Raw genomic sequence first — 24,122 nt, 5'->3', positions numbered from 1 at the left:
CGTCAGAAGGGGTACGGGGCGATCTCACCGCGCATCGTGACCCATTGGGTCTCGGTGAACGCCTCGAGGTTGGCGTCCGGACCGCCGAACCGGGCTCCGTTGCCCGAGGCGGCGAGCCCGCCGAACGGCACGACCGGCTCGTCGTTCACCGTCTGGTCGTTGATGTGCACGAGGCCGGTCGGCACGGCGTCCGCGATGCGCATCGCCTCGCCGACGTCGCCGAGGATCCCCAGCGACAGGCCGTACTCGCTGTCCGCCGCCAGCTGGATCGCGTCGTCGACCGTGCGGAACGGCATGACGGGTGCGACCGGGCCGAACACCTCCTGGGCGTACGCGGGCATGTCCGGCGTGACCTCCGCCAGGACGGTCGGCCGGTAGAACAGCCCGTCGTGCGTGCCGCCCGCCGCGAGCCGCGCGCCGGCCGCGACGGAGTCGCAGACGAGCCGGTCGATCTGCGCGAGCTGTGACTGATCGATGATGGGGCCGAGCGCGACCTGGTTGCAGGCCGGGTCGCCGACCGGCAGTTTGTCGGCCTTGTCGGCGAGCGCCGCCACGTACTCCTCGTGCAGGCTCTCGTGCACCAGCTGGCGGCCGGTCGTCATGCAGATCTGCCCCTGGTGGAGGAACGAGCCCCACGCGCCGGCCGACACCGCCTTGGCGACGTCGGCGCCGGGGAGCACGATGAGCGCGCTGTTGCCGCCGAGCTCCAGATGGACGCGTTTGAGCAGCCGCCCGCACGTCTCGCCGATCCGGCGGCCCACCCTGGTGGATCCGGTGAACGAGACGATCCGTACCTCCGGTGCAGAGATGACGGCCTCGCCCACCTCCACCCCGCCCGGCAGCACGTGCAACAGCCCGGCGGGCAGGCCCGCCTCCTCGAAGATCCGCGCGACCGCCACCCCGCCGCAGACGGCCGTCCGGGGATCGGGCTTGAGCAGGACCGCGTTGCCGAGCGCGAGGGCCGGTGCCACCGACCGCATCGAGAGGATCAGCGGAACGTTGAACGGCGCGATCACGGTGACCACCCCGGCCGGACGCCGCCGGGCCAGGCTCCAGCGGGGCTGCTCCGACGGCAGGATCGTGCCCTGCGGATGCGAGGCGAGGGCTGCCGCCTCGTAACAGAGGTTCTCCGCGAACCGCGTCTCCAGCTGCGCCTTGGGCGGGATCGATCCCGCCTCGCGGACGATCCAGTCCTGGATCTCCTCGGCGTGTTCCTCGAAGAGGCGCCCGGCACGGCGGAGGACGGCGGCTCGTTCCTGGTACGTCCGCGCGGCCCAGTCGCGCTGCGCCGCCGCGGCCCGGGTCGCCGCGGCCGCCACGTCCGAGGCCGTGGCGCGGCCGAGCCTGCCGAGTGTGGTGCCGGTCGCCGGCTCGACGACGTCGTACGCGCCGTCCGCCGCGCCGGTCCACTCCCCGTTGAAGATCTTCCCGGTCCAGGTGCCTGAGTCGAGCAGCGTCATGGTTCCTCCTCGGCGTGCGCCGCGAAGCCGGCGGGGTGGCTGCGGGTCCCCCGCGATCGTGCTCCCGAAGGCGCTGCCAGGCCACCGGTCCTTCCACTGGGCGGAAGACCCCGTGTGATCCACCTCGGCGTGCCGGAATGTCCGAGGCCGTCCGGGCGCTACATCGGGTGTCCACAAGACTTGATCTACAAGAGCTCCTTGGAGAGGGACACACGATGTCCAGCCAGCAGGTCGGCGCCGCCCGGTTGCTCGTTCGCGCACTCGAAGCCGAGGGGGTCGAGTACGTCTTCGGGATTCCCGGCGAGGAGAACATCCACTTCGTCGACGCCGTCAACGACTCCTCGATCCGCTACATCCTCGTCCGCCACGAGCAGGGCGCGGCGTTCATGGCCGAGATCTACGGCCGGCTCACCGGCAAGGCGGGCGTGGCCTCCGCGACGCTCGGCCCCGGCGCGATCAATCTGCAGCTCGGCGTCGCCGACGCGACCACCAACAGCACCCCGGTCGTCGCCATCTCCGCCCAGGTCGGGCTGGACCGCATCTACAAGGAGTCGCACCAGATCGTCGACCTGGTGTCCCTCTTCCGGCCGATCACCAAGTGGTCCGAGCTGGCGCCGACCGCCGAGGCGCTCCCGGAGATGGTCCGCAAGGCGTTCAAGACCGCCCAGACCGAGCGTCCCGGCGCGGTCTACCTGGCGATCCCGGAGGACGTCGAGGCCGCCAAGGTCGCCGGTGACCTCAAGCCGCTGCCGGTCAACGTCGTCCGCCCGCAGGAGCCCGCCCCCGCGCAGGTCGCCCGCGCCGCCGACGTCATCGCGCTGGCGAGGCAACCCATCGTGCTGGCCGGTCACGGCGCCACCCGAGCCCGGGCGAGCCAGGCGCTCATCCACTTCTCCGAGCAGCTCGGCCTCCCGGTCGCCACCACGTTCAACGGCAAGGGCGTCTTCCCCGACGACCACCGCAACGCGCTCGGCGCGGTCGGCTTCATGCGCCACGACTACGTCAACTTCGGCTTCGACGAGGCCGACGTCATCATCGCGGTCGGCTACGAGCTGCAGGAGTTCGATCCGGTCAAGGTCAACCCCAAGGTCGACAAGAAGATCATCCACATCCACCAGTTCCCGGCCGAGGTCGACGACCACTACCCGGTCGAGGTGGGCATCCAGGGCGACATCTCGCGCTCGCTCCGCGCTCTCGCCGAGTCCGTCCACCGCCGCTTCGACGTCAATGGAACGGGCCGCAAGATCCGTGACCTGATGGCCGGAGAGCTCCGCGAGGGCAGGTCCGAGGACGGCTACCCGCTCTCACCGCGCCGCATCGTCGCCGACATCCGCGAGGCCATGGGCCGCGAGGACATCGTTCTGGCCGACACAGGCGCGGTCAAAATGTGGATGGCCCGCATGTACCCGACGTACGAGCCCAACACCCTGCTGGTGTCCAACGGCCTTTCGTCGATGGGCTTCGCGGTGCCCGGCGCGCTCGCCGCCAAGCTCGCCCACCCCGACCGGCGCGTGCTGGCGGCCACCGGCGACGGCGCGTTCCTCATGAACTCCCAGGAGCTCGAGACCGCCGTCCGCGAGAACATCCCGATCACCGTCCTCATCTGGGAGGACGACGCGTACGGCCTGATCGAGTGGAAGATGGACCTGGAGATGGGCCGCAACTCCAACATCAAGTTCTCGAATCCCGACTTCGTCAAGTACGCGGAGAGCTTCGGCGCCAAGGGCTACCGCGTCACGGCCGCCGCCGACCTCCTCCCCACCCTCCAGAAGGCCCTGGCCGATGACGGCGTCTCGGTCATCACGGTCCCGGTCGACTACTCCCACAACCTCCAGCTGACCGACAAGCTGGGCGAACTGACGGACGCCCTCTGAAAGAACGCCATGAGTTAACGGCATAGATACACGCCGCCTCCGAGTCTGCGCGGGAGGCGAACCCGTGAACCGGAGGCGACGTGTACGAAGGCAATCCCCATTCGGCGATGGGCCGCGTCCTGCGCTGGCTGACGACCAGGCCCCAGCACGATGACTGGCTGGACCCCTGCTCGGACACGGACACGATCGCTGAGCTGGCCGCCAGGATCGAGGCCCTCGAAGCCGAGCTGGCCGCCCTCAACCGCCGATCGTCATGACCCGGCGGCGAACGCCCGCAGGAACGTGTCGACGCCCGCCGCCGCGATCTCCCGCGCCTCCATGTCCGGGATCTCCCGCGTGCCGGACCGGCTGCGCCGGTCGAGCGACCCCAGGAGCAGACCCGCCAAGTGCTCCGCCGCAAGGAGCGGATCTGCCGCCCGGAGTCGCCCGGCCAGGCAGAGTCGCGCCAGCCGGTCGGCCAGCGACTCCATGACCTTGTCCGCGACGCGGCCCTGGACGATGTCCAGCAGGTCGGGGAACTGGGCGAGCTCGGCTGCCAGCAGGCGCCGCAGCGCCCAGGACTGCTCGTCGCAGTAGCAACGGATCAGGGCGTACCCGACCTCTTCGAGCATCGTGCGCAGGTCGCCCTGCGTGGAGAGGCGTTCCACGGCGGCCATGTTGCGAGCCAGCGCCTCGTCGGCGACGGCGTCGAACGACGCGCGCAGCAACGTCTCCTTGTCGCCGAAGTGGTTGTAGACGGTCGCCTTGGCGACCCCCGCCTCTGCGGCGATGACGTCCACTCCGGCCTGCGCGTATCCCTCCCGGGCGAAGACGGTGTAGGCGGCATCGAGGATCGCCGCCCTCTTGTCGATTCGCCCGCGCGCGGCGCGCGTTCCGCTCATGCACCCGATCATACGGGCCCGACTGGACTCGCAAGTCCAGTCAATTGGTCTCGCTTGCCCAAGACTGTCGAGTCTCCTAAATTGGACTCACCAGTCTATTCAGGGAGCCCTCCGTTGAAGACGATCGTGATCACTGGCGGGACCGACGGCATCGGCCGGGGCCTCGCCCGCACCTACCTGGACCGGGGCGACACGGTCGTCATCGTCGGGCGGAACGCCGCCAAAGCCGATGAACGCGCGGTCTTCATCCGAGCCGACCTGAGCCTCGTCGGCGAGACCAGGAAGGCAGTCGAGGAACTCCAAGCAAGGTTTCCCGTCATCGACGCGCTCATCCTGTGCGCCCGCCACTTCCGTTCACGCCGGTACGAGACCGCCGAAGGCATCGAGGAGAACTTCGCGCTCTTCTACCTGAGCCGTTATCTCCTCTCCCACAGCCTCGCCGCGCAACTGGAGGCGTCTGAACGCCCTGTCATCATGAACGTGGCAGGCCCGGGTGCCGACCTCTCCCTCGTTCGCTGGAACGATCTGGAATTCTCCGAGGACTACAACGGAGTCTCGGCGATGTTCCAAGGCGGCAAGCTGAACGACCTGCTGGGAGAGTCCTACGCCGGAAGCCATCCCAGCATCAGCTACGTGCTGTTCCACCCTGGAATGACGGCCACGGGCCTCTCCGGCGACTACGACGCGGCGGACGCGGCTCACATGCTTTCGATGAAGAGGTTCGGCAAATCCGTCGGCCAGAGCATCGCCCCGATCGTCCCCCTGATCGACACGCCGCCCACCGAAGCGTTGACGGCCTTCGTCGAAGGCAGGCGCATCACTCTGCCCGACGACAAGGCCGCCGCCGCCCGGCTCGACGACCTCACCCGGAAATATCTGCCGCCCACCACGCGGAACCACTGAACCGATGACTTTCCAGGCGCCGGCTGGTCTACACGTCAACGCACCGATCGGATGAGGAGACGTCCATGACGCCGGATCTCGGACCCGCCACCGAGCGGCTCGCCGAACTTCTCGTGAACGTGACCGACGACCAGCTCACGCTGCCTACGCCGTGTCCCGCGTACACGCTGGGAGACCTGGTCGACCACATCAACGGGCTGTCGCTGGCGTTCACCGTCGCCGCCGCGAAGGACACGCTGCCCGGCGGGCCGCAGGGCCCGTCCGGCGACGCCTCACGCCTGCCGGGTGACTGGCGGGAGAGCCTCCCGCAGCGGCTCGCCGGGCTCGCCGGGGCGTGGCGCAAGCCGGACGCGTGGGAAGGGATGACCCAGGCCGGCGGGATCGATCTGCCGGGCCAGGTGGCCGGGCTCGTGGCGTTGAACGAGGTCGTCGTGCACGGCTGGGACGTCGCCCAGGCCACCGGGCAGCCGTACGAGAGCGCGCCGGAGGCGATCGAGGCCTGTCTGGCCTTCCTGTCCCAGTCCCCGCTGGGGGATTCGAGCGACGGCCCGTTCGGCCCTCCCGTCGATGTGCCCGCCGATGCCCCGGCCCTCGACCGCCTCGTCGGCCTGACCGGCCGGGACCCCGCCTGGCACGCGTCCTGACCTACGGGCTCAGGGGCGGCAGATGATCTCGCCGTGGGGGACGGCGAACCAGCCGTCTTCGGCGGCGGCCCAGGCCTTCCAGCCGGTGTAGACGCGCTGCAGGTCGTCGCGGGTGGCATGGCCTCCGGCGATGGCGTGGTGGGCGACGGAGGAGTGCAGCAGGCGGCCGCCCCAGGACTCGCTCCACCACTCGCGTTCTTCGGGCGTGGAGTAGCACCAGACGGAGGCGGTCGCGGTGACGTCGGCGAAGCCCGCTTCGCGCGCCCATGACATCAGGCGGCGGCCCGCATCGGGTTCACCGCCGTTGCCGCGTGCGGTCTTGTAGTAGATCGGCATCCACTCGTCCATGCCGGGCGGGCTCGGATGCCAGATGAAGCCGCCGAAGTCGGCGTCCCGCGCCGCGACGACGCCGCCCGGTTTGCAGACGCGCCGCATCTCGCGCAGCGCCTGGACCGGGTCGGCCACATGTTGCAGGACCTGGTGGGCGTGCACGATGTCGAACGTGTCGTCGGCGAAGCTCAGAGCGTGCACGTCTTCCACGAAGAAGTCGACGGTGTCCACGCCGCGTCCGGCGGCCTCGCGCGCCGCCTGCTCCAGTACCTCGCCCGACGCGTCGACGGCGGTGACGCGGCCGGGCGCCACCCGTTCAGCCAGGTCCGCGGTGATGGTCCCCGGGCCGCAACCGATGTCCAGGACCGAGGCTCCGGCGCTCAGGTGCTCGATCAGGTAGGCCGCGGAATTCTCCACGGTGCGCCAGGTGTGCGAGCTCAGCACGGACTTGTGGAAGCCATGCGTGTAGGTCCCCTGTGCCGACATCGAAGACACCTCTCTCCCTCATGGCGCCGTCGCCATGGTCCGACCCGTTCACCATAGACATGCTTCTCATAGTTTGAGAACTACGTCTTGCCATACGAGATGTCGACATCGGGTCCTGCGGAGGAAACACGACTTTCAGGATGGGGTCATGGGGCCTCCAGGTTGACTGATCAGCCTCGGGCGGCATGGGATTCCGGCATGCCACGCTGCGCACAGGTGTCGCCGCCGTCACCACGATCGCGATGGTGGGTCTGACCGTGGACGAACAGCCCGGCAGCGCGCCGATGGCCTCGACGCCGCGGGCACCGGCCACCGCCGGACCTGCGCCGACGGTCATGCCCGCACCTGCGCCGGCCGCCGCTCCGGCGCCGGTGCCGGGGCGGGAGCGGGCACGGACGTCACGAGCGATCAAGAAGTATCTGGACGATCGGCCAGGGCGGGTGTCGGTGGCGGTCCGGGATCTGGAGACGGGTGCCGCGTACTCCTACGGGAGCAAGGTCCGGACGGCGACGGCCAGCATCGTCAAGGTCGACATCCTGATGGCGCTCCTGCTCCAGGTGCAGCGCGCCGAACGTCGGCTCAGCCGGTACGAGAGGTCGCTCGCCGCCCAGATGATCCGGCACAGCGACAACGGCGCGGCGTCGGCGTTGTGGAACTCGATCGGCGGCGGGAGCGGGCTGGACAAGGCCAACCGCAAGCTCGGGCTCAAGCAGACCACCGCCGGGCCTGGCGGGGCGTGGGGCTCGACGACGACGAGCGCCGCCGACCAGGTCCGGCTGCTCGGCGCGCTGACCTCGAAGAAGAGCCCGCTCACTGCACAGCACCGTAGGTACGTGCTGAGCCTGATGGAGGGCGTCGTGGACGACCAGGCCTGGGGCGTCAGCGCGGCCGCGGAGCGGGCCGAGACGGTCGCGCTCAAGAACGGCTGGTTGCCTCGCCAGGTGGACGGCGGCGCCTGGACGGTCAACAGCATCGGCCGGATCAGCGGCGGCGACCACGACTGTCTGGTCGCCGTCATCTCAGCCGGCCATCCCTCGCTGTCGGCCGGGGTGGCGACGGTCGAACGCGTCGCCACCCTCGCGGCAAGGGCCGTGCGCCCCGGCAAGGGCGACGGGTAGGCGCTATGCGGCCAGCGCCGCCACGCGACGGGGCGTCACCGGGACGTACACCGGCAGAGGCTCGACCGGAGCGAGCGCGGCGACGGTCACCTCGGGCTCGGCGACATCCATATAGGTGTTAAGGGCCAGATTCGTGGGGGTGTGGGTAAGCCACGGCTCGACGAGGGTCCGCTCTGCGGGCCCGTCCAGCCTAGGGCGGGAAAGGTGATGGAACGCGGCTTCGCTCACTGCAGCTACCCCTTCCTGCTTCACCGGCTGAGCACCGGTCGGGATACCCGGAGGTACGCACCGAACAAGCTCACTGGTTCGATGGATATTCCCCGGAGTCCCCCATGTCACGCTGCGAACTTACGCCTCACCTCTGACATTTTTTCGAACGCGCGTTCGTTCAGAGGAGGCGATACATGATGTGGAGGCCGACATAACCCTTGGTCGGGTGACAGAACCCTTCCTTCAGGGTCGCCACGACCTCCATGCCGAGGGAACGCCATAGGCGCACGGCACGCTCGTTGGTCTCCACCACGGCGTTGAACTGCATCGCGCGATACCCCTCGGCCCGCGCCCAGTCCATGACGTGCTCCCCCAGCGCCCGGCCCACACCCCGGCCCGCGTGCTCGGGCGCGACCATGAAGCTGGCGCTCGCGATGTGCGAGGCGGGTCCCATGTGGTTGGGGTTCATGTTGGCCGTGCCGAGCACGGCGCCCTCGCTGTCGACCGCGACGACCGTACGGCCGGGCGGCTCCTTCATCCAGAACGAGCGGGCGCGCTCCTCGCCGATGTCGCGTGGCCAGGTGAACGTGTCACCGGCGGCGACGATCTCGCGCAGGAACGGCCAGATCGCCGGCCAGTCCACGGCCTTCGCCTCCCGGATCTCCATGCCGTCAGCATGCCGGTCCCAGTAGCGCGAACGCGACGCAATTTCGGTCGGGACCTCCCCTGAAGCCCCGCCCGGACGAACGCGTCGCCGTCCTCAGTCCGGGCGTGGTGCCGGGTCGGCGGTGACCGAGCGCAGCAGCGGGCGGCTCAGCGCGCCGGCGCCGATGATCCCGGCGAACCCGAGCACGACGAACGCGACCAGCGTCAGCGCGCCCGAGAACCCGAATCCCACCGCGAACGGAGAGGCGAAGAACAACCCGGTCAGCAGCGACCCGCCGCCCATGACGGCGAGCGGGATCAAGGTCTCCTGGCGCCGCGCCCGGTCGAGCACCTCCAGCGGCGTGCCGGCCAGGCGCAACATCGCGTACGTCTGCCTGCGGTCGAGCACGGCCGATGCGCCGGTGATGCCCGCGCTGGTGATGGCGATGAGGAACGACACCACCAGGACCGTGAGCGCGCCGGTACGCAGGTCCGCCAGCAGGTAGAGCTCCGCTCCCGAGCCCGCCGGGGGCGTGGGGGACGTGCCGGGGACGACGCCGTGCAGCGCCGTGCGGGCCCGGTCGACCGCGGCGTCGCCGCCGGGCACCGTGATCTCCACCGTCCGGGAGTAGTCATCGGATCCGGCCCCGCCCACCGTCACCTTGGCCGGGATGCCGGCCAGCCGTTCCCTGGCCTGGTCCGCCACGGCGGCGGCCCGCGCCTTCGCGACGGTGAGCTCCATCCGGTCCTTGGCATCGGCGCCCGGCATCGCGGCGGGATTCATCAAGGAGAGGAAGCCCGCGACGAACCCGGTCAGCGCCACCCCGGCGACCGTCCGCCACGCGGAGCGCGGGTCGTCGATCAGGCGGCGGCCCGCCAGCAGCCGGGCAGGCCCGCGGGCCGTGCCGGCCGTGACGCGGCCGATCAGCGCGACCACCCAGGGCCCCACCAGGTTGATCGAAAGGAAGCCGAGCGCGAGGAAGACCACGAGGAGGACGGCGCCCGTCTTGCCCATCGACAGGAGATTCCCACTGATCATCCCGAAGGCGACGACGATGGCGCCGAACACGGCCAGCCGGATCGCCTTCATGCCGGGCGGCGTCTCCCGCTTGGCCACCCCGAGCGGGCTGACGACCACGCGGCGCAGGCCCACGATGGCGCTGACGCCGACCAGCAAGGGCACCGCGACGAGCACGGCGGCGAGCGGCAGCAGCCCTGGCCACAGGTCGCCGGCGAACCAGGTGCCCCCGCCGATCGTGATCTGCGTGAGCGCGGGGATCGCCGCCGCGTACAGCAGCGCTCCGGCGACCGCGCCCGCAGCCGCGGTCAGCACCGCCTCCGCCGCGGTGATCGCGACGACCTGCCCGGGGGTGGCGCCGACCAGGCGCAGCGCGGCGAGCCGCTGGTCGCGCCGGGCGACCGTGAGGCGTGCGGCGGCGCCGCCGAAGACCAGCAGCGGTACGACCATCAGCACCGACGCGATGATCGCGAGTATCTGGTAGACCTGCGGGATCGTCGACACCGCGCCGGTGGCGTAGTGATCGATCGGCGCCGGGGACGCGGTGGTCTCCGAGCCCGTCGTGTCGTTCCGTTCGACGGTCATGGCCGGGTCGGCCGGTTTGTGACCGGCCACCGCGACCAGCTCGCCGGGATGGACGAGCGCCTCGTCCCCCAGGATCCCGGTGGGCGCCCCGGCGCGGAACCGCTTCGCCAGCTGGTCGGCGGGCAGCTTCTTGATCATGTCGGCGAGCGCGGGCGAGACCCAGAGATCGCCCGGCTTGGGGAACGCCTTCATCCCCGGCGGCACCGGGGCCTGCCGGCTCGCCGACCCGCCCGTGGCGGCGAGGTCGACGATCGTGATCGGCGTGCCGCGGACATAGTCGGTGTCCAGCGCCTGGACGGCGGTCGCGGCGCCACCCGCCATCGTGGCGGGATGCCGCCACGCGTCGGCGTCGGCCCGCTGCGAGAAGGCGTGGTTCGCGCCGACCGCGAAGAGCAGCAATCCGGTGGAGACGGCGACCGCGGCCAGTGTGAGCAGCGAGCCCAGCAGGCCCCGGCGGCCGCCGCCACGCAGCAGCCGCCAGGCGAGTTCGAGGGTCGTGCGCATCACACGACACCGCCGGCGGGTACGAGCAACTGCCCGTCACGGACCTCGACCGTGCGGTCGCACCAGCGCGCCACATTGGGGTCGTGCGTCACCACCACCAGCGAGGCGCCGTTGTGCTTGGTCGCCTCGACCAGCAGCCGCATCGTCTCGTGGCCGGTGTTCTGGTCGAGGGCCCCGGTGGGCTCGTCGGCGAAGACGACCGCGGGCTTGGACACCAGGGCACGGGCGATCGCGACCCGCTGGGCCTGGCCGCCGGACAGCTCGCCCGGCCGCCGGCCCTCCAGCCCGGCGAGCCCGAGCGGCCCGAACCAGCCGCGGGCCGCCCGGACGGCCTCGCCGCGCGCGACGCCGCCGAGCATGAGCGGCAGCGCCACGTTCTCCTCGGCGGGCAGCTCCGGCAGCAGCTGGCCGAACTGGAACACGAAGCCGAACCGGGTGCGGCGCAGCTCGCTGCGGCGGCGCTCCCCGAGCGAGTCGATGCGCTGCCCGAGCAGGAGCACCTCCCCCGCGTCCGGCTTCATGATCCCGGCCAGGCAGTGCAGCAGGGTGGACTTGCCGGAGCCGCTCGGGCCCATGATCGCCACGGCTTCGCCGGCGGCGACCGCGAGGTCCACCCCGCCGAGGGCGACGGTCGGCCCGAACCGCTTGACCAGGCCGTGTCCGGAGAGAACGAGCTCGCTCACGCTGCAGCCTTTCGAGGGTCGTCGCACGCCGGCCGATCCGGGCCGCGTGGCTCTTGGCGGTCGCGCCACGACGCCGAGATGTCCTTGGCGGGCATGATCAGGCCTGCGTAGACGACGAAGACGGCGAAGAGGACGGCGATCGGGACGTAGACCAGGTACATGGCGTTCATGTCTCAAGCGTGTGGGAACGGCCAGGTCAGCCACATCGGACACAGGGCCGGTCCTGACACGCCGAGATCGGCCGAATGGTCGATACGCAGGTCCGGCCAGGGTCGTAGCCTGCGGTGTCATGACTGATCCGGGCGCGCGGCTGGACCGCATCACATCGCTGGGCGGCTGCCTCGTACGCGGCACAGCCGGCGCGCTCGCGCTGCTCTTCCTGTTGCTGTGCCTGGTCGCCGCCGCCACCAGCGATGGCGCGCTTTCGGTGTACCTCGGACTGATCTTCCTCGCCGCGGTCTCCGCCTGGGCGGCCCTGACGACCAAGCGGTTCCTGGCATGGACCCTGGCCGCGGCGTCCATGTCGGTCCTGATGACGGTGTACGCGGCGCTGGCCAAGCCGGTGGTCGACAACCCGAGCATGCTGCTGGAGGGGTCTGGGCTGCTCGTGATGGTCGTCCGGGTGATCTGGCAGCAGCCGCGCGAACGCCTCCTCCCGATGACCGTCCTGGTCGGCGGCGCGGTCGTGGTCATGCCGCTGCGCGGCTCGGCGATCAGCCTGCTGTTCTTCTCCGCGCCGCTGACGGTCCTGGTGGCGATCGCGATCGGCGCCGGGCTGTGGCTGCGCGCGATCGACGCGCGCCGGGCCCGCGCGCTGGTGGCGGCGCGCCGCGACGAACGCCTCGAACTGGCCCGCGACCTGCACGACTTCGTCGCCCATCACATCACCGGCATCGTGGTCCAGGCGCAGGCGGCCCGGTTCACGGCGGGGTCGGGCGCGGCGCAGGATCCCGAGCAGCTCGACACGATGTTCGCGGGCATCGAGAAGGCGGGCACCGAGGCGCTCACCTCCATGCGCCGGATGGTCGGCCTGCTGCGCGAGGCCCAGCACACCGGCCCCGACACCGACGCGACGGGCCAGTCCAAGACCCGGCCGGTCGGCGGCCTGACCCAGGTGGAGGAGCTCGTCGTCGCGTTCAAGGACCCGCCCGCCACCCTGGAGATCTCCGATGAGCTGGGGGTGCTGGCGCCCGAGGTGGCCACGTCGGTGCACCGGATCGTCCAGGAGGCGCTGACGAACGCGCGCAAGTACGCCGCCGACGCCACGGCCGTCCGGGTCGGCGTCTGGCGCACCCACGAGGGCGTCCAGGTGACCGTCCGCGACAACGGCCGGGGAACGTCCCAGTCCGCCCGCCGGCGGCTGCCGTCGGGCGGCTTCGGCCTGGTCGGGCTGGGGGAACGCGTCGAGGCTCTTGGCGGACGCATCCACGCCGGTCCGCGCCCCGAGGGCGGCTGGGAGGTCGTGGCGGTGCTCCCCGATCCCGATCACCTGCCACAATCGGGACCGTGACCATCCGCGTACTCATCGCCGACGACCAGGAGATGGTCCGGACCGGGTTCCGGATGATCATCGATTCGCAGCCCGATCTGGAGGTGGTCGGCGAGGCCGCCGACGGCGCCGAGGCGGTCGAGCTGGCCCGGCGGCTGCGGCCCGACGTCTGCCTGTTCGACATCCGGATGCCCAAGATGGACGGGCTGGCGGCGACCCGCCTGCTGGCCGGGCCGGACGTGGCCGACCCGCTGCGGGTGGTCATCGTCACGACGTTCGACATGGACGAGTACGTGTACGGAGCGCTGCGCGGTGGCGCGGCGGGCTTTCTGCTCAAGGACAGCGGTCCCGCGCTCCTGGTCGAGGCGGTGCGAGCGGCGGCCAACGGCGAGGCCCTGGTCTCCCCCTCGATCACCGTCCGGCTCTTGGAGAACCTCGCCAAGCCCCCCGTGGCCGCCGCTTCCTCCCCGCCCCGCGAACCGCTCACCGAACGCGAGCTGGACGTCGTCCGGCTCGTCGCGCGCGGCCGGACGAACGAGGAGATCGCCGCGGAGCTCTTCGTGTCGCTCTCCACGGTCAAGACCCATCTCGGCAGCGTCCAGCGCAAGCTGTCGGCCCGCAACCGCGTGGAGGTCGCCGCCTGGGCCTGGGAATCCGGCCTTGCCCGCTGAGCCCGCTGAGTCCGCTGAGCCCGCTGAGGGGTCGCGCACACCGATCGCCGAAGGAACTCGCACGGCGCCGAAGGCCCCGGCTTGCTGAACGGCGTCGGATTGCTCAACGAATACCCCGCCACGGTGCTGGCGGTGTGGGTCCTCTCGGCCGCCGGCTGGGGCGCGGTGGCCGGCGGGCTGTGCCGCGGCCTGTCCGGCTACACCCGCCGCCTCGCCCTGCTCGCGCACGTCCTGACCCTGCCGGCGGTGGTGCTGTTCCCCTCGATTCTGGGCTTCGGTTTCCTGTACCTCTCGATCGCGGTCGCCGCCGAGTGGTGGGCGCTGATCCTGGTGACCCGGGGGCGGCCCGAACGCCTCGTTCTGCGGGGCGACCTGCGGCGCCTGGCGGCCTGGCTCGCGCTCACCGCCGCCGCCACGATGATCACCACCAGCATGATCCTTTGAACGGATCGCCGGACCGCCGTTGGTCAAGGCACGGCAAAGCTACGTAGTATCCCTGGCAACGGAGGGCAAGTCGTCCCGGAAACAGGGTCTCGGAGGTGCGGGCAATGCCGTGTGCTCTGTGCGGCGACATCATCCCGGCCGAGGTCGCACGCTGCCCGGCCTGCGGGGCGTGGGCGCGTCGCCGGGACTTCCGGGCCGTGGGCATCGCCGTGTTCATGTTGCTCGGCTTCAACGCGTTCATCGCGCTCGGCTCCGGCATCAGCCTGCTGCGCCTGATCAACCCGCTGCACGACGCCACCCACGACACCTATGATCCGGCCACGACCGGCAAGGCGCTCGGTCCCTACGCGGACGTCTTCCTGATCTGCGGGGCCATGGCTGTGATCACCGGCCTGCTGTATCTCGGCTGGTTGTGGCGGGCCTACCGGCAGTCGGCCGGGCCGCACCGGCACCGCCAGGCCTGGGTGGTCTTCGGCTGGGTCCTCCCCGTGGTCAACCTGTGGATACCGCCGCGGCTGGTCTACGACATCTGGGTCAGCAGCGGCCGCTACCGGACGGCCGAACGGCACGCGGTCGGCCTGATCGTGGCCGGCTGGTGGGCGTGCGTGCTCCTGGGCATCGGCCTCGCCAAGCTGTTCGCGGGCAGCAGCGTCAACACGCTGGCGGACGCCCGCTACTCGGTGCATCTGGGGGTGGCGGCGGCCGCCTTCCAGGCCCTGGCCGCCGCCCTGTGCATGATCAACGTGTTCCAGATCACCCGGCTCCAGGTGCGTTCCCCCGTTCTGCACTGAACCCCCGAGACCACTGGGATCAACCTGAGCTGCCGCCGCTCGCATGCCAGAGACGGCCGGGCGGCCGCTTGACGGCGCCGCCCGCATGCCCGATGTCGGCATACGGGGACATCGCGAAGCCGTTGGCGTAGATGATCCGGCTCCCCGCCCGGGGCCCGGTCCCCACCCGGTCCGCGGCCGCCATCAAGTGCCGCACGGCGGGCAATCCGCCCCGGCGCCACTCCTCGTACAGGCTCACCAGGTCCCAGCAGGCGGTGGCGTTGAGCGTGACCGCCCGCATGCCCGGGTGCCGCACCCGGCCGCGGATCACCAGCAGCCAGCAGCCGAAGACGGTCGCCGCGCACCGGTCCTGCACCGACTCGAAGAACGTGGCGTCCACCGGCCCGGTCGCGTCGTCCACCGTGGCGAAGATGACGCGCTGCCCGGACCGTACCGCCGGGGTCTGGGTGGCGACCTTGACCCCCGCCACCAGCACCTCGGCGCCCGCCGGCCGCCCAGGCAGGTCCCGGGCGCGGACGACGCCGAGCGCGTCGAGCAGCCCGTCGTAGAAGCTCAGCACATGCCGGCTCACGTCCATGCCGAGGATCGCGAGCTCGGCCTCGACCATCTCGGCCGGCGTCATCTCGGGCAGCTCCCCGGCGGGGATCTTTTCGACGAACTGGCCGAACTCGTCGCAGTCCAGCGGCAGCTGCCCCTCGATCACTCGCGCCGCCGCCACGGTGGCCCGGTCCAACGCGCCCAGCCGGCACAGCAGATCGCGCCGCGACACCCCTTCGCCGGCCAGGTCGTCGAAGGCGCCCGCCATGACCAGACGTTCGGCGATCGGCCGGGAGACGCGGGCACGCCGCCAGAAGTCGCGCAAGGAGGAGTAGGGCCGGACGTCGCGTTCCCCGACGATGCGTTCCACCTCGGCCCGGCTGATCCCCTTCACCTCGTTCAACGCCACCCTGATCCCGGCCGTGCAGTTCTTCTCGCAAGGGGACGACCCCCCACACCCCCCGCAGTGCGCAGGAGGCGGCTCCGCCGCCGTGCTGGCGCAGTGTTTCTCGAGGGGGGACAACCCCCCACAGCGCGAAGGGGGCGGCTCCGCCGCCGTGCTGGCGCCTTGCGAGACCGGCTCGACGTGCCACGTCTCGGCGGAACGGTTCACGTCCAGCGGCAGGATCGGGACGCCGAAGTGCCGGGCGTCGTCAAGGATGGCCCGCTTGGGATACATGCCGGGGTCGTGGGTGAGCACCCCGGCGTAGAACGCGGCCGTGTGGTGCCGCTTGAGCCACGCCGACTGGTAGGTGGGCAGGGCGAAGGAGGCGGCGTGCGCCTTGCAGAAGCCGAACGCGCCGAACGCCGTGAGCACCCGCCATACCCGTTCGACCGTGGGCTCGTCGTAGCCGCGCGCCAGGGCCAGTTCCCGGAACCACTCCGACACCTGCTCCTGCCCGGCCTCGGTGGCCAGGCTCCGCCGCGCCGCCTCGGCGTCGGAGAGCCCGCAGCCGGTCATGATGTCGAGCACGCGCAGCACCTGCTCGTGGAAGACCACCACGCCGAGGCTCTCCTGGAGCACCGGGACCAGGTCGGGGTGCGGGTAGTCGGGCTGCCGCAGCCCATGCCTGCTCTCCAGGAACGGGGTGACCATGTCGGCGTTCACCGGCCCCGGCCGGAACAGCGAGATGTCGATCACCAGATCGGCCAGGGTGCGCGGCTGCAGCTTGCCGACCAGCTCGCGCTGCCCCGGCGACTCGATCTGGAAGCAGCCGAGGGTCCGGGAGGTCCGGATCATCTCGTACGTGGGGCCATCGTCATGCGGAACGGCCTCCAGATCCACGTGTTCCCCCGTCACGCGGGCGATCTCCGCCACCGCGTGCGCCATCGCCGACTGCATGCGGACCCCGATGACGTCGAGCTTGAGCAGGCCCATGGCCTCGACGTCCTCCTTGTCGAACTGGCTCATGGGGAATCCGGCCATGCTCTGCTCCACGGCCGTTCGGTCCCGCAGCGTCGCGTTCGACAGCAGGACGCCGCAGGGGTGCATCGCGATGTGGCGGGGCAGCCCGTCCAGCCGTTCGGCGATCCTGAAGATCACGTCCAGATGCCCCTGGGCCAGGTTGCTCTGCCGCAGCTCCGGCAGCTCGTGCAGGGCGGCGCGGATCTGCCGGGCCTGGATCTGCGGGAACGCCTTGGCGATCGCGTCGATCTCGTGCGGCGGGAGCCCGACCGCGTTGCCGACGTCGCGGAGGGCGCTGCGGGCGCGGTAGGTCTCCATCATCGAGACGCACGCGACGTTGTTCTGGCCGAAGCGTTCGAAGAGCGCCCGGTAGGCCTCCAGCCGCCGCGCCGACTCCACGTCCAGGTCGATGTCCGGCAGGCCGGGGCGGCTGTCGGCCAGGAACCGCTCCATCACCAGGTCGTGCCGCAGTGGATCCAGGTCGCCGATGCCGAGCAGGTAGTTGACCAGGCTGCCCGCCCCCGACCCGCGGATCGCGCACCGGATGCCGCGCTCCCGGATCAGCGCGGCGGCGTCGGCGACCGTCAGGAAGTAGGCGGCCAGTCCCTTGCGCCTGATGATGCCCAGCTCGTGGTCGAGGTGCGCCCTGACCTCCGCCGCCGTGTGGCGCGAACTCCGCCCGGGACCGCCCCGCCCGGGACCGCCCCGCGTCAGGTCGCGCCGCACCAGGCCGTCCTCGCAGCGGGCGACGAGCCGTTCGTACGGGTCGCCCGTCACGTCCGGCAGGTGGACCCGGTCCATGCCGAGGTCACGGGCGGGGTCGAGAACGCAGCGTTCGGCCAGCTCGCGGGTGTCCGCCAGCAGCCGCTCCACCTCGCCCGGCGCCGCGCCGGGACCGCAGCTCAGCTCCGCGACCCGGCGCATCTCGGCCTCGGACTTCAGGTAGGCCTGGCCTGTCTGGTCGTCGAGGTGGCGCCGGTGCAGCGGTACGAGGCGCCGGGTCACGTCCAGCACCTGCGCGACCGGATGGTCCCCGGGGCTCAGGTAGCGCACCGCGTTGCCCAGGACCGCCGGCACCCCGGCCTCTCGGGCGAGAGCGAGCATCCGGGCGGCGCGGTGGCCGTCGCCCGCGCCGTGGTGGTCAACGATCTCGATCACCACCTCGGCGCTCTCCCGCCAGGCCGCGAGCCGCCGCGCTGCCAGGTCCGGAAGGCGATCGGCGATGGCCTGCCCCACATCCGAGGCCGGGCCGAGCAGGACCACCAGGCCCGCGGCGTGCGCGCCGATCAGCTCGCGGCTCGTGACCGGACTGCCCCGGACAGCGCTGTGGGCGGCGGTCACCAGGCGGCACAACGACCGCCACCCGGTGCCGCCCACCGCCAGCACGACGGCGCGCCGTTCGCCGGGCATCGTCAGATCGGCGCCGAGGATGGGGCCGATCCCGGCGGCACGGCAGGCCTGGACATGCTTGACCGCCCCGTAGAGACCATCGCGGTCGGTCAGTGCGAGGCTCCCCATGCCCAGTTCGGCCGCTCGTTCGGCCAGCGCCCGCGGCGTCGCGACGCCGTACCGCAGCGAATAGGCCGAGGCAACATGCAGATGCACGGCCACATCAGTCCCATACCCGCGAAAGCATCCAGTCACCGGTCGCGGTGTCGTGGCGCAGCTCGTAGACGCCGATCTCGGTGTCGGGAGTCGCCTCGACCCGCCAGAACTCCCGTTCTCCGGCCGGTTCCTCGTCGGGCTGCTGCTCCCGCCACCAGTCGCGGGTGGTGACCCAGTGCTCCAGCACCCTCCGGACGGTGTAGAGCCGCCCCCTCCAGACGAACCTGACCGGGCGCCCATCGGTCACCCAGACGTCCACGGGATCCCCGAATACGCGAGTCATCTGCCTCCCCCGGCCTTAGATCATGTGATCGCCGCACGGGGGAAGGCATGCAGCCCGTTTCGAACATACGTTCGTCACGAGTCTAGGGAAGGCGCTCGGGCAGAGGCAAGGCGGGGTCACCCGGCGGGCGTCCGGAAGCGGGATTACCGGCGTGTCGGCGGGGGTTGTGACGGATGTACCGGATACGCCGCGGGGACCCTCAGGTCAGGATGCGGACGAGCCTGTCGGCGACCTTGGCGACGTTGCCGACGTCGGCGATGCCGCCGCCGGTCCACAGATACGACCAGCCGTCGCCGGAGGGGGTCGCCACGACCATCACCTGCCGCCGGGTCACCGGATGGGCGACGCCGAGCACCGACTCCTCGGGGCCGGCCAGCCGCCATCTGAGACCGCGCGCCTCGACCTCGTACGCGAGCGCGGCGAGATGATGCCGCCGCACCTCGGCGATTTCCTGCGCACCGACAACAGACACCGCGATCAGCCGCCTCGTCAGGGGTGTGGAACACCGGCAACCCGACGACCTTTGGTGATCGAGCGTGAACAACCAGTGACCCTCGTCAAGCATGGCCCCAAGAAATGATCACCGCAAGGAATCCCAAAGAGTCGAGCAACCTGTTCCTGCCCGGCCAGCTCGTCCGGCGTACGTAACGGAGGGGCACTCCATGCTTACATACCGATTCGAAGGTGGAACCCGGCGGGCTCTGGCGTGGCGTCCTCCCGTTGGGCCGTCCGCGAACCCGCGTGCCGTGATAAGACCCTTTAGTCGCCGATCCGCCCGAGCTCCGCCCCCGCTCTGTTCGTCCCCCGCTCTGTTCGTCCCCGCTCTGTTCGTCCCTTTCACGACAGGAGACCGACGATGACCGTAGCCGCCGATGACGGCCGCGCTCTCTCGGGAACGCTGGACGGCCTCCGTGAACGCAAGAAGCAGCGGACCCGGCTGGCCCTCATCGACGCCGCCCTCGACCTGTTCCTCGCCAAGGGGTACGAGGCGACCACCATCGACGAGATCGTCGCGGCCGTGGACGTGTCCCAGCGGACGTTCTTCCGCTACTTCGCCACCAAGGAGGACGTCGTGCTGGACACCATGGTCCAGTACGACCAGATCATGATGGAGGCGCTGGCCGCCCGCCCGTCCGCCGAGAAGCCCCTCACCGCGCTCTTCGGCGCCCTGCGCGTCGTCCTGCGGCACATCGCGGAGAGCGGTCCCGACGAGAGCGCCCGTTTCCGCAAGATCCACCAGGTCGTGGAGACGACGCCCGCCCTCGTGCACGCGCACATGGCCCGCCACAAGGAGGCCGAGAAGGTGCTCGCGGACCTGGTCGCCCGCCGTCTCGGCGTGGACCCCGAGACCGACCTGCGCCCGCAGCTGGCCGTCGCGTTCTACACGGCCTCGGCGCGGGTGGCCTTCGAGGACTGCGCCCGGCACGAGATCTGGGACGCCCCCACGGTCGCGGCCCGGGTCGGCGAGAACATCACGCTGGCCCAGGAGACCCTCCGCGACCTGATCTGACGACGAGGCCGGACGAGGGCAGGTACAGAGCCGGAAAAGGGCCGGAATAGGATCTGCCGTGGCCGGGTTTGGCCGGTGTCACAGGTGACGGACCGGAGGAGCTTCATCATGCGCGCGATCGTCGTCGAGAGCCCGGGCGGCCCGGAGGTGCTCACCCCCACCGAGCGCGAGGACCCGGTGCCCGGTCCTGGCGAGGTCCTCATCGACATCGCGGCGAGCGGCGTCAACTTCATCGACATCTACTACCGCACCGGTGCCTACCCGCAGCCGACGCCGTACGTCCCGGGCGTCGAGGGCGCGGGCACCGTCGCGGCCGTCGGCGACGGCGTGACCGGGTTCGCGGTCGGTGACCGCGTGGCGTGGGCGAACGTGCCGGGCTCCTACGCCGAGCGTGCCGCAGTCCCCGCCGACAAGGTCGTCCCAGTGCCGGACGGCCTGAGCCTGAAGGACGCGGCCGCCGCCCTGCTCCAGGGCATGACCGCGCACTACCTGACCCGTTCGACGTACGAGGTCAAGGCGGGCGACACCATCCTCGTGCACGCCGCGGCCGGCGGCATGGGGCTCCTGCTCACCCAGCTCGGCAAGCTCTTCGGCGCCAGGGTCATCGGCACCGTCTCCACCCCGGACAAGGAGAAGCTCGCGCGCGACGCCGGGGCCGACGAGGTGATCGGCTACGACGGCTTCGCCGACGAGGTGCGGCGGCTGACCGGCGGCGAGGGCGTGCCCGTGGTCTACGACGGCGTCGGCGCGCCCACGTTCGACGGCAGCCTGGCCAGCGTCCGTCGGCGCGGCCTCCTCGCCCTGTACGGGGCGGCCGGGGGCAAGGTGGAGCCGTTCGACCCGCAACGCCTCAACGCCGCGGGCGGCGCCTACCTCACCCGGCCTTCCCTCGGGCACTACACGGCCACTCGTGAGGAACTCCTCCAGCGGGCCTCCGAGGTGTACGGATGGATCGCGGCGGGTGATCTGCGCCTGCACATCGGGCGCCGCTACGACCTCGCGGACGCCCGTACGGCGCACGAGGACCTGGCCGGCCGGCGCACTGCCGGCAAGCTGATCCTGACGCCTTAAGGGGAACGCTAGGGTGTGCTTTCAGCACAAACCCCCACACCCTCACAAACCCCACACTTCCAGGATCACGATGACCACGCACGCAGGAGAGAACTTCGACTCCCTCCAGCCGGACGATCCCGGGGAGCTCGGCCCTTACCGGCTGCTCGCCCGGCTCGGCCGGGGCGGCATGGGGACGGTCTTCCTGGGCGAGGATCCGTCCGGCCGCCGCGTCGCGGTCAAGGTGATCAACCGTGAGCTGGCCGGCGAGGCGGCGTTCCGCGAGCGGTTCCGCCGCGAAGTGACGGCGGCGCGCCAGGTCCGGCGGTTCTGCACCGCGCCGGTGATCGGCGCCGAGCTCGACCGTGACCCGCTGTACGTGGTCACCGAGTTCATCGAGGGGCCGAGCCTGGACCGGGCGGTCGCCGACCGCGGCGCGCTGCCCGGCTCCGATCTGGAAGGCCTCGCCGTCGGCGTCGCCACCGCGCTGGCCGCCATCCACGGTGCCGGGATCGTGCACCGCGACCTCAAGCCCGCCAACGTGCTGCTGTCCTCGACCGGCCCACGCGTGATCGACTTCGGCATCGCGCGGGCCCTGGACGCCGCCGAGGGCCCGACCCGCACCGGCCAGCTCGTCGGGACCCCCAGCTACCTGCCGCCCGAGTTGCTGCGCGGCGAGCCGATCACGCCCGCCTCCGACGTGTTCTCCTGGGGCTGCGTGGTCGCGTTCGCGGGCACCGGCAAGGCCCCGTTCGCCGGCAACACCGTCCCGCAGATCTTCTACCGGGTGGCCCACGACGCCCCCGTGCTCGACGGCCTCGACCCCGGCCTGCGCGACATCGTCACCGCCGCGCTCGACAAGGACCCGCGCAACCGCCCGACCGTGCAGGAGCTGCTGGCCCGGCTGGTCGGCCACGCCGACGTCAGCCCCGCCCGGCTCGCCGAGACCGTCCAGGCGTCATGGCACGGCCCGCAGCCCGCCGGGCCCGGCACCACCCGGGTCGCGCCGCCGCCGACCCTGGCCGCTCCGGGCACCGAGACCACCCGCCGCGACGCGCCGCACGGCTTTCCGCCGCCACCGCCCGCCACGGTCACACCGCCCGCCACGGTCACGCCGCCGGCGCGGGGCCCGGGCGGCGGTGTCCCGCGCAAGCCGCTGGTCATCGGCGCCGCCGCCCTCGCGGGCGTGCTGGTCGTCGGCTTGGGCGTGTGGGCGCTGCTCGGCCCGGACGGCCCGCCGGACAAGCTCGCCTCGACGTTCAGCGACACCTTCGCCAGCTCCGACTCCGGGTGGGGCGGCGGCACGTTCGCCAGCCAGTACGGCTACAAGAACGGCAGGTACCGGCTGGAAGCCGACTCGTCCACGCCGTTCCGCGGCCGCTGGTCGCCCCGCGAGGGCAAGGACATGCCCTCGCGGGTGCTCGTCACGGCCACGGTCACGCTGGTCGAGGGACCCCCCGACGCCCAGGCGGGGCTCTCCTGCCGGGCGAACGACCAGGGCGAGACCCAGTACGTCTTCAAGGTCCGCAAGGACGGCAAGGGCGCGCTGCTGCTCAAGGGCGGCGGCGATCTTGGCACGAAGAACCTGGCCACGCCCGACTCGGTGCCCGGCTTCAAGGGCAACGGCGCCCCCAACAAGCTGCAGATCGCCTGCGAGGAGCAGGACAAGGGCAAGAAGGTGCGCCTGAGGCTCTGGGTCAACGGCGAGCAGGTCATCGACACGACCGACAGCGATCAGCCGCTGGACAACGGCGGGGCCGGGCTGGACGTCACGGCCGGCGGCAACACCACGGTCAAGGCCGTCGCCGACTTCGACGACTTCGACATCTCCAAGATCATCGGCTGACCGTCCGGGACACCCCTCCCACGCCCCGTCCCGTTCCTCGTCACGGAGTGGGCAGGTGGCCTGCCATCCAGCGGGTGAGCTCGGCGAACACCTGGTCACGGGCGGGCTTGGGCGACAGGACGAGATCGTGCAGGCCGCCGTCGATCCGGACGAGCGTGACGTGGCGGCCGAGCCGCGGCGCCCAGCGTGCCATGTGCGCCACGTCCAGCACCGCGTCGGCACTCGACAGATCGGCCACGGCGAGCTTGGGCTTGGGCCGGACGCTGCGTTCGGACGACATCACCAGCACGGGCACGTCGATGTCCAGCCCGGCGTGCAGGCGCAGTTGCCCGCGGCGGACGGCCGCCAGCCACGCCGCACGGACGGGAAAGCCCGGCAGGGGTTTCCACGCCAGGTCGAACTCCCACTCACCCTCATGATCGCGGTGCAGGCTGCGCGCGTAGCGGTCCGAGACCGCCGCGGGCAGCTTGGCCAACGGGAACCGGCGGCGCAGCGCCCGCGCGATCCCGGCGCCCACCTTGCGCATGACCAGCGGTTCGGCGATGTCGAGGAACGGGCTGTTGAGGAAGAGCCCGTCGATCAGCCCCTGGCCCTTGACGCGATCCGCCCAGAGAGCGGCGACGAGGCCGCCGGTGGAGTGCCCGTTGAGCAGGAGCACGCCGTGCCCGTCCTCCTCGCGGATGATCCGGACCGCCTCGTCGATCTCCGGATAGTAGTCGGACAGGCTCTGCACGAAGTTGGGCGTCTGGTGGGGCCGCAGCGACCGGCCGTACTTGCGCAGGTCGAGGGCGTAGAAATCGAACCCCTGATCGACATAGAAGTCGGCCAGATGGGCCTGGAAGAAGTAGTCGACGAACCCGTGCACGTAGAGCACGGCGCGCCGCGACGGCTCCACCCCCGGGCGCCGGCGCCGCACGAGGGTGGCCACGACCTCGCCCTCGGTATCGTTCTCGAGGGGCAGTTCGATGGCCTCGTAACCGGGGCCGAGGACGTCCTCCGTCGCTTTCATGGCGGTCAGCGTACGGTGTTCGGAACGCGCTTGATCGGGCGGGCGTCCTACTGGAAGCGTGTATCTTCTCAAAGCCCCAGGAAATGCGAGATCCCAGGCCAGCACCCCAGGAAATGCGCCCCAGGAAATGAGACGAGGAGC

Annotated in this window: 24 protein-coding genes; 12 read left to right on the top strand and 12 right to left on the bottom strand. The window is 71.2% G+C overall.

The window, feature by feature from the left end; all coding sequences use genetic code 11:
- Positions 1-2 precede the first annotated feature (2 nt).
- On the bottom strand, positions 3-1,460 hold the full coding sequence (locus F8566_RS20665) for a benzaldehyde dehydrogenase (protein WP_151562242.1): 1,458 nt from the start codon (positions 1,458-1,460) through the stop codon (positions 3-5).
- A gap of 215 nt (positions 1,461-1,675) precedes the next feature.
- On the opposite strand from F8566_RS20665, the gene F8566_RS20660 reads away from it, so the two are divergent.
- Both F8566_RS20660 and F8566_RS50005 read left to right on the top strand, forming a co-directional pair.
- Positions 1,676-3,334, top strand: coding sequence for an acetolactate synthase large subunit (locus F8566_RS20660; protein WP_151562240.1), 1,659 nt, complete (start codon positions 1,676-1,678; stop codon positions 3,332-3,334).
- Between the two features lie 80 nt (positions 3,335-3,414).
- Positions 3,415-3,591 carry a hypothetical protein gene (locus F8566_RS50005; protein WP_192809781.1) on the top strand — a complete coding sequence of 59 codons (177 nt, stop codon included), beginning with the start codon at positions 3,415-3,417 and terminating at the stop codon, positions 3,589-3,591.
- Here the strand turns inward: F8566_RS50005 and F8566_RS20655 are convergent.
- On the bottom strand, positions 3,586-4,215 hold the full coding sequence (locus F8566_RS20655) for a TetR/AcrR family transcriptional regulator (protein ID WP_151562238.1): 630 nt from the start codon (positions 4,213-4,215) through the stop codon (positions 3,586-3,588). The genes F8566_RS50005 and F8566_RS20655 overlap by 6 nt on opposite strands.
- A gap of 114 nt (positions 4,216-4,329) precedes the next feature.
- Here F8566_RS20655 and F8566_RS20650 point away from each other — a divergent pair, with 114 nt between their 5' ends.
- Together F8566_RS20650 and F8566_RS20645 are read left to right on the top strand one after the other, a co-directional pair.
- Positions 4,330-5,118: an SDR family NAD(P)-dependent oxidoreductase gene (locus tag F8566_RS20650; RefSeq protein ID WP_151562236.1), complete on the top strand. Its 789-nt coding sequence runs from the start codon at positions 4,330-4,332 to the stop codon at positions 5,116-5,118.
- A gap of 65 nt (positions 5,119-5,183) precedes the next feature.
- Complete coding sequence (locus F8566_RS20645) at positions 5,184-5,762, top strand: TIGR03086 family metal-binding protein (protein ID WP_151562234.1); 579 nt, start codon at positions 5,184-5,186, stop codon at positions 5,760-5,762.
- Between the two features lie 9 nt (positions 5,763-5,771).
- Here the strand turns inward: F8566_RS20645 and F8566_RS20640 are convergent, their stop codons facing one another.
- A complete protein-coding gene (locus F8566_RS20640; protein ID WP_151562232.1) occupies positions 5,772-6,578 on the bottom strand; it encodes a methyltransferase domain-containing protein in 807 nt (268 codons plus the stop codon).
- 185 nt (positions 6,579-6,763) lie between these two features.
- Between F8566_RS20640 and F8566_RS20635 the strand changes: the two genes are divergently transcribed.
- The gene (locus F8566_RS20635) at positions 6,764-7,696 is read left to right on the top strand and encodes a serine hydrolase (RefSeq protein ID WP_151562230.1); all 933 of its coding nucleotides are present in this window, start codon (positions 6,764-6,766) and stop codon (positions 7,694-7,696) included.
- A gap of 3 nt (positions 7,697-7,699) precedes the next feature.
- On the opposite strand, the gene F8566_RS20630 is transcribed toward F8566_RS20635, so the two are convergent.
- The 5 genes from F8566_RS20630 to F8566_RS50000 all read right to left on the bottom strand — a co-directional run bounded on the left by F8566_RS20630 (position 7,700) and on the right by F8566_RS50000 (position 11,511).
- Positions 7,700-7,924, bottom strand: coding sequence for a hypothetical protein (locus F8566_RS20630; RefSeq protein WP_151562228.1), 225 nt, complete (start codon positions 7,922-7,924; stop codon positions 7,700-7,702).
- 160 nt (positions 7,925-8,084) lie between these two features.
- A complete protein-coding gene (locus tag F8566_RS20625) occupies positions 8,085-8,573 on the bottom strand; it encodes a GNAT family N-acetyltransferase (protein ID WP_151562226.1) in 489 nt (162 codons plus the stop codon).
- Between the two features lie 93 nt (positions 8,574-8,666).
- Complete coding sequence (locus F8566_RS20620) at positions 8,667-10,658, bottom strand: ABC transporter permease family protein (protein WP_151562223.1); 1,992 nt, start codon at positions 10,656-10,658, stop codon at positions 8,667-8,669.
- Positions 10,658-11,341: an ABC transporter ATP-binding protein gene (locus tag F8566_RS20615; protein WP_151562221.1), complete on the bottom strand. Its 684-nt coding sequence runs from the start codon at positions 11,339-11,341 to the stop codon at positions 10,658-10,660. The genes F8566_RS20620 and F8566_RS20615 overlap by 1 nt, the downstream gene beginning before the upstream one ends.
- Positions 11,338-11,511, bottom strand: coding sequence for a hypothetical protein (locus F8566_RS50000; protein WP_192809780.1), 174 nt, complete (start codon positions 11,509-11,511; stop codon positions 11,338-11,340). Before F8566_RS50000 ends, F8566_RS20615 begins: the two co-directional genes overlap by 4 nt.
- Positions 11,512-11,630: 119 nt before the next feature.
- Between F8566_RS50000 and F8566_RS20610 the strand changes: the two genes are divergently transcribed.
- The 4 genes from F8566_RS20610 to F8566_RS20595 all read left to right on the top strand — a co-directional run bounded on the left by F8566_RS20610 (position 11,631) and on the right by F8566_RS20595 (position 14,736).
- Entirely contained in the window at positions 11,631-12,851 is a 1,221-nt protein-coding gene (locus F8566_RS20610) for a sensor histidine kinase (protein ID WP_151562220.1), read from the top strand.
- A complete protein-coding gene (locus tag F8566_RS20605; protein WP_151562218.1) occupies positions 12,848-13,501 on the top strand; it encodes a response regulator in 654 nt (217 codons plus the stop codon). Before F8566_RS20610 ends, F8566_RS20605 begins: the two co-directional genes overlap by 4 nt.
- A gap of 81 nt (positions 13,502-13,582) precedes the next feature.
- Entirely contained in the window at positions 13,583-13,945 is a 363-nt protein-coding gene (locus tag F8566_RS20600; protein WP_225993354.1) for a hypothetical protein, read from the top strand.
- Positions 13,946-14,049: 104 nt separating this feature from the next.
- Complete coding sequence (locus F8566_RS20595; RefSeq protein WP_151562216.1) at positions 14,050-14,736, top strand: DUF4328 domain-containing protein; 687 nt, start codon at positions 14,050-14,052, stop codon at positions 14,734-14,736.
- Between the two features lie 19 nt (positions 14,737-14,755).
- Here F8566_RS20595 and F8566_RS20590 read toward each other — a convergent pair whose 3' ends face one another.
- The 3 genes from F8566_RS20590 to F8566_RS20580 all read right to left on the bottom strand — a co-directional run bounded on the left by F8566_RS20590 (position 14,756) and on the right by F8566_RS20580 (position 19,038).
- A complete protein-coding gene (locus F8566_RS20590; protein WP_225993353.1) occupies positions 14,756-18,283 on the bottom strand; it encodes a DNA polymerase III subunit alpha in 3,528 nt (1,175 codons plus the stop codon).
- A gap of 7 nt (positions 18,284-18,290) precedes the next feature.
- Positions 18,291-18,566, bottom strand: coding sequence for a DUF6504 family protein (locus tag F8566_RS20585; RefSeq protein ID WP_151562212.1), 276 nt, complete (start codon positions 18,564-18,566; stop codon positions 18,291-18,293).
- 199 nt (positions 18,567-18,765) lie between these two features.
- The gene (locus F8566_RS20580; protein ID WP_225993352.1) at positions 18,766-19,038 is read right to left on the bottom strand and encodes a hypothetical protein; all 273 of its coding nucleotides are present in this window, start codon (positions 19,036-19,038) and stop codon (positions 18,766-18,768) included.
- A gap of 384 nt (positions 19,039-19,422) precedes the next feature.
- Here F8566_RS20580 and F8566_RS20575 point away from each other — a divergent pair, with 384 nt between their 5' ends.
- The 3 genes from F8566_RS20575 to F8566_RS20565 all read left to right on the top strand — a co-directional run bounded on the left by F8566_RS20575 (position 19,423) and on the right by F8566_RS20565 (position 22,972).
- Positions 19,423-20,076, top strand: a complete 654-nt coding sequence (locus tag F8566_RS20575; RefSeq protein WP_151562210.1) for a TetR family transcriptional regulator — start codon at positions 19,423-19,425, stop codon at positions 20,074-20,076.
- A gap of 108 nt (positions 20,077-20,184) precedes the next feature.
- Complete coding sequence (locus F8566_RS20570; RefSeq protein ID WP_151562208.1) at positions 20,185-21,147, top strand: quinone oxidoreductase family protein; 963 nt, start codon at positions 20,185-20,187, stop codon at positions 21,145-21,147.
- A gap of 70 nt (positions 21,148-21,217) precedes the next feature.
- Positions 21,218-22,972 (top strand): serine/threonine protein kinase, encoded by a 1,755-nt coding sequence (locus tag F8566_RS20565; protein WP_151562206.1) that lies wholly within the window; start codon positions 21,218-21,220, stop codon positions 22,970-22,972.
- A gap of 40 nt (positions 22,973-23,012) precedes the next feature.
- Here F8566_RS20565 and F8566_RS20560 read toward each other — a convergent pair whose 3' ends face one another.
- Positions 23,013-23,981, bottom strand: coding sequence for an alpha/beta hydrolase (locus F8566_RS20560; protein ID WP_151562204.1), 969 nt, complete (start codon positions 23,979-23,981; stop codon positions 23,013-23,015).
- Positions 23,982-24,122: the final 141 nt, after the last annotated feature.

Origin of the sequence: Actinomadura rudentiformis (assembly GCF_008923185.1) — a bacterium.
Lineage (GTDB): Bacteria > Actinomycetota > Actinomycetes > Streptosporangiales > Streptosporangiaceae > Spirillospora > Spirillospora rudentiformis.
Note: the sequence above shows the minus strand (reverse complement) of the source record. Positions and strands in the feature narration are given on the sequence as shown.

Excerpts from the sequence above, each read along its gene's own strand:
- F8566_RS20610 (WP_151562220.1), top strand. The coding sequence starts at position 11,631 with ATGACTGATCCGGGCGCGCGGCTGGACCGCATCACATCGCTGGGCGGC.
- F8566_RS20595 (WP_151562216.1), top strand. The coding sequence starts at position 14,050 with ATGCCGTGTGCTCTGTGCGGCGACATCATCCCGGCCGAGGTCGCACGC.
- F8566_RS20570 (WP_151562208.1), top strand. The coding sequence starts at position 20,185 with ATGCGCGCGATCGTCGTCGAGAGCCCGGGCGGCCCGGAGGTGCTCACC.
- F8566_RS20625 (WP_151562226.1), bottom strand. The coding sequence starts at position 8,573 with ATGGAGATCCGGGAGGCGAAGGCCGTGGACTGGCCGGCGATCTGGCCG.
- F8566_RS20635 (WP_151562230.1), top strand. The coding sequence starts at position 6,764 with ATGGGATTCCGGCATGCCACGCTGCGCACAGGTGTCGCCGCCGTCACC.
- F8566_RS20655 (WP_151562238.1), bottom strand. The coding sequence starts at position 4,215 with ATGAGCGGAACGCGCGCCGCGCGCGGGCGAATCGACAAGAGGGCGGCG.
- F8566_RS20640 (WP_151562232.1), bottom strand. The coding sequence starts at position 6,578 with ATGTCGGCACAGGGGACCTACACGCATGGCTTCCACAAGTCCGTGCTG.
- F8566_RS20565 (WP_151562206.1), top strand. The coding sequence starts at position 21,218 with ATGACCACGCACGCAGGAGAGAACTTCGACTCCCTCCAGCCGGACGAT.
- F8566_RS20660 (WP_151562240.1), top strand. The coding sequence starts at position 1,676 with ATGTCCAGCCAGCAGGTCGGCGCCGCCCGGTTGCTCGTTCGCGCACTC.
- F8566_RS20665 (WP_151562242.1), bottom strand. The coding sequence starts at position 1,460 with ATGACGCTGCTCGACTCAGGCACCTGGACCGGGAAGATCTTCAACGGG.
- F8566_RS20575 (WP_151562210.1), top strand. The coding sequence starts at position 19,423 with ATGACCGTAGCCGCCGATGACGGCCGCGCTCTCTCGGGAACGCTGGAC.
- F8566_RS20585 (WP_151562212.1), bottom strand. The coding sequence starts at position 18,566 with ATGACTCGCGTATTCGGGGATCCCGTGGACGTCTGGGTGACCGATGGG.
- F8566_RS20620 (WP_151562223.1), bottom strand. The coding sequence starts at position 10,658 with ATGCGCACGACCCTCGAACTCGCCTGGCGGCTGCTGCGTGGCGGCGGC.
- F8566_RS50000 (WP_192809780.1), bottom strand. The coding sequence starts at position 11,511 with ATGAACGCCATGTACCTGGTCTACGTCCCGATCGCCGTCCTCTTCGCC.
- F8566_RS20645 (WP_151562234.1), top strand. The coding sequence starts at position 5,184 with ATGACGCCGGATCTCGGACCCGCCACCGAGCGGCTCGCCGAACTTCTC.
- F8566_RS20560 (WP_151562204.1), bottom strand. The coding sequence starts at position 23,981 with ATGAAAGCGACGGAGGACGTCCTCGGCCCCGGTTACGAGGCCATCGAA.